Below are 3,380 nucleotides of genomic sequence, written 5' to 3'. Positions count from 1 at the left end.
CGACCCCGCCGACCCCGGCGGGTTCGACATGGCGGCCGACCTGCGTGCCCTCGTCGCGGCGCTCGTCCCGCCGCGGTGACGACGCCCGGGGGCGCTCAGCGGGTCCCGAGCGCGGCGGGCAGCTCCCGCGCCGCCTCCACCAGGCTCGGCCCGTACCAGGTCAGCAGCCGCCCGCTGACCAGCGCCGACGGCGCGTCGAACGCCTCGGGCCCGTCGTCGGCGGTGAACAGGTACGGCTCGTCGGGCAGCACGACGAGGTCGTGCTCCGGCAGCGCCGCGGGGTCGATCCGCGGGTAGCGCTCGGGGGAGCCGGCGAGTGCGTTGTCGATCCCGATCCGTTCCAGCACCGCGCCGGTGAAGGTGTCCGAGCCGACGGCCATCCACGGCCGCCGCCAGATCGGCACCACGGCGCGCCGCCGCGGCGACGCGGGCTCGACGTCGGCCCACAGCTCGCGGGCCTCGCGCAGCCAGCCGGGTTCGCCGAGCCCACAGGCGTCGAGCAGTCGGCCCAGCGAGGCGAGGCCGCCGTCGACGTCGCGGATGTCGGTGACGTAGACCGGCAGCCCCGCGGCGCGCAGCGCGTCCAGATCGGGGAGGCGGTTCTCCTCCTGGTTGGCGACGACCAGGTCCGGGGCCAGCGCGACGAGCCGCTCGACGTCGGGGTTCTTCGTTCCCCGGATCCGTTCCGCGCGGAGGTCGCCGGGGTGGGTGCACCAGTCGGTCGCGCCGACGACGATGCCGGGCGCGGTCGCCTCCAGTGCCTCGGTCAGCGACGGCACGATCGACACGACCCGCCGCACGCTGCCCGGGACTCCGACCTCGCGGCCCTCGTCGTCGACCGGTGCCGCAGTCCGCGCAGTCATGGGGCCGACGGTATCCCGGGGCCGGGCCGGACGCGTCCCTGTCCAGCACCGCGGCCGTCCGCCGGGCCCGCCGACCCCGGTTCACCCGTGGTCGGCCAGCCACCGTGGCCCGTGCCGGACGACGAACGCCCGCAGGTCCCGCACCGGCGCCGTCGGCCGCGGGTCGGCCGCGTGCACCATCCCCAGCGTCCGCACGGTGTGCGGGCTGCGCACCGGCACCTGCACCACCCCCGGCACGTCCGGCCCGGCGGGGAGCAGCGCGACGCCCAGCCCGGCCCCGACCAGACCGCGCAGCGTCGCCGTCTCCCCGCCCTCGAACGCCCGGCGCGGGCGGAACCCGGCCTGCGCGCACCACGACTCCACCACCCCCTGCAGCCCGTAGCCGCGGGCGAACAGCAGGAACGGGTCGTCGGCGACCTCGGCGAGGTCCGCGGCACCAGCGCCCGCCAGCCGGTGCCCGGACGGCACCGCGAGGCGCAGCTCCTCCTCGGCCAGCGGGGTCGCGACCAGGCCCGGCTCGTCGGGCACGGGGGAGGTGAGGGCCAGGTCGACCCGGCCGTCACGGACCCGTTCCAGCAGTGCCAGGTGCGGCACCTGCACCAGCTCGATCCGCACCCGCGGGTGGTGCTCCCGGAACTCCCGCAGGATCCCCGGCACCGCGAAGGTGCCCATCGTCCCGAGGAAGCCGAGCGCGACCCGGCCGGTGACCGGGTCGGCGTCGCCCGCCAGCTCGGCGACGCCCGCACCGAGCTCGGCCAGCGCGGCCTCGGCCCGCGGCAGCAGCGTCCGCCCGGCCGCGGTCAGCGCCAGCCGGCGCCCGGACCGCCGGAACAGCGCGACGCCCAGTTCGCTCTCCAGCCGGGCGATCGCCCGCGACAGCGTGGGCTGCGGGACCCCGATCCGCTCCGCGGCGCGGGTGAGGTGACCGTCGCGCGCGACCGCGACGAAGCGGTGCAGCGCCGGTGCCAACGACTCATGCATCGATGCATGCTACGTCGACGACGCATGCATTGGACGCATCCGACGCCGACGCCTACGGTCGTGTGCGATGACAACGACCGAGCGCCCCCCGGCTCCGACCGCCACCCGGTCCGCCCCGCCCCACGAGCGCGGCACCCCCGGCTACCGGCGGCTCGGCATCGCCCTGTGGCTCTCGGGTCTGGCGACGTTCGTGCTGGTCTACAGCGTGCAGGGGCTGCTGCCGACGCTCTCGGCGGAGTTCGGCGTGCCCTCGTCGACGGCCAGCCTGGTCCTGTCGGCGACGACCGGCACCCTCGCCCTCGCCGTACTGCCGCTGTCCGCGCTCACCGAGTCCTGGGGCCGCGCGCGGGTCATGACCTGGGCGCTCGCGGCGTCGGCGGTCCTCGCACTGCTCGCCCCGCTGGCGCCCACCTTCGAGACCCTCGTCGTCGTCCGCGGGCTGCAGGGCATCGCCCTCGCGGCGCTGCCCGCCCTGTCGATGGCCCACCTCACCCACGAGGTCGCGCCGCGGCACCTCGGCGGCGCGGTCGGTCTGCTCATCGCCGGCAACACCCTCGGCGGGTTGTCCGGGCGGCTCGTCGCGTCCTGGGTCGCCGAGCTCGGCGGCTGGCGGGCCGGACTCGCCGCCGTCGGTGCGGTCTCGGTGCTCGCGACCGTCGCATTCCGGCTGCTCCTGCCGCCCGCGACGGCGCCCGCCCCGGCCCGCACGCGGCTGCGCGACCTCGGCGGACCGCTGCGCCGGCACCTCACCGACCGGGGCCTGCTCTGTCTGTTCGGGATGGCGTTCCTGCTGATGGGCGCGTTCGTGACCGTCTACAACTACCTCGGGTTCCGGCTGCTGGCCCCGCCGTTCTCGCTGCCCGGCACCCTGGTGGGGCTGGTGTTCCTCGGCTACCTCGCCGGCAGCTGGGCCTCCACCGGCGCGGGCAGGCTGGGGGACCGGTTCGGGCGCCGCCCGGTGCTGTGGGTGGCGACGCTGGTCGCGCTCGGCGGGATCTGGGTGACCCTGCCCGACCTGCTCCTCACCACCCTGGCCGGGCTGCTGCTGGTGACCGTCGGCTTCTTCGGCGCCCACTCGGTCGCCAGCTCCTGGGTGGGGCGGCGCTCGGCGATGCTGCCCGGTGCGGTGCCGGCCCAGGCGTCGTCGCTCTACCTGGTCGGCTACTACGCCGGGTCCAGCATCGGCGGCGCCGTCGGCGGGGTCGCCTACGACCACGCCGGCTGGGCGGGCGTCGTCGGCTACGTCAGCGCCCTGCTGGCCGGGGCGCTGGGGCTCGCCCTGGTCCTGCGGCGCACCCCGGCCCCGGCCTGAGCCCGGTTCAGAGCAGCAGGAGGGCCACGACCGCGCCGAGCAGCAGCAGCGCGGCCAGCACCAGCAGCAGCGCTCCGGCCCTGCGACGGCGGTCCGCGGCGGCACCGTCGTCGTGGTCGACCTCGGCCAGCGTGCTGTCCAGCGCGTGCGTCCCCGCCCCGTCCCCGGGTACCCCCGGCGCGGCCGGGACGGTGTCGTCACCGGCGGGTCGCTCCCGGGTGCCG

Annotated in this window: 4 protein-coding genes; 1 reads left to right on the top strand and 3 read right to left on the bottom strand. The window is 77.0% G+C overall.

Annotation, left to right across the window (positions count from 1 at the left end; all coding sequences use genetic code 11):
• Nucleotides 1–95: 95 nt before the first annotated feature.
• Nucleotides 96–863, bottom strand: a complete 768-nt coding sequence (locus tag GTW08_RS13095) for a helical backbone metal receptor (RefSeq protein ID WP_073574042.1) — start codon at nt 861–863, stop codon at nt 96–98.
• Nucleotides 864–944: 81 nt separating this feature from the next.
• Complete coding sequence (locus GTW08_RS13090) at nt 945–1,844, bottom strand: LysR family transcriptional regulator (RefSeq protein WP_073574041.1); 900 nt, start codon at nt 1,842–1,844, stop codon at nt 945–947.
• 67 nt (nt 1,845–1,911) lie between these two features.
• Here GTW08_RS13090 and GTW08_RS13085 point away from each other — a divergent pair, with 67 nt between their 5' ends.
• Nucleotides 1,912–3,156 (top strand): MFS transporter, encoded by a 1,245-nt coding sequence (locus tag GTW08_RS13085; RefSeq protein ID WP_073574040.1) that lies wholly within the window; start codon nt 1,912–1,914, stop codon nt 3,154–3,156.
• Nucleotides 3,157–3,163: 7 nt separating this feature from the next.
• Here GTW08_RS13085 and GTW08_RS13080 read toward each other — a convergent pair.
• Nucleotides 3,164–3,380, bottom strand: a 217-nt coding sequence (locus GTW08_RS13080; RefSeq protein ID WP_161151980.1) for a hypothetical protein, incomplete at its 5' end; no start/stop codon positions are given.

The sequence above is a fragment of the Pseudonocardia sp. SID8383 genome (genome assembly GCF_009864975.1).
GTDB lineage: Bacteria > Actinomycetota > Actinomycetes > Mycobacteriales > Pseudonocardiaceae > Pseudonocardia > Pseudonocardia alni.
This window is presented reverse-complemented; position numbering and strand designations above follow the sequence as displayed.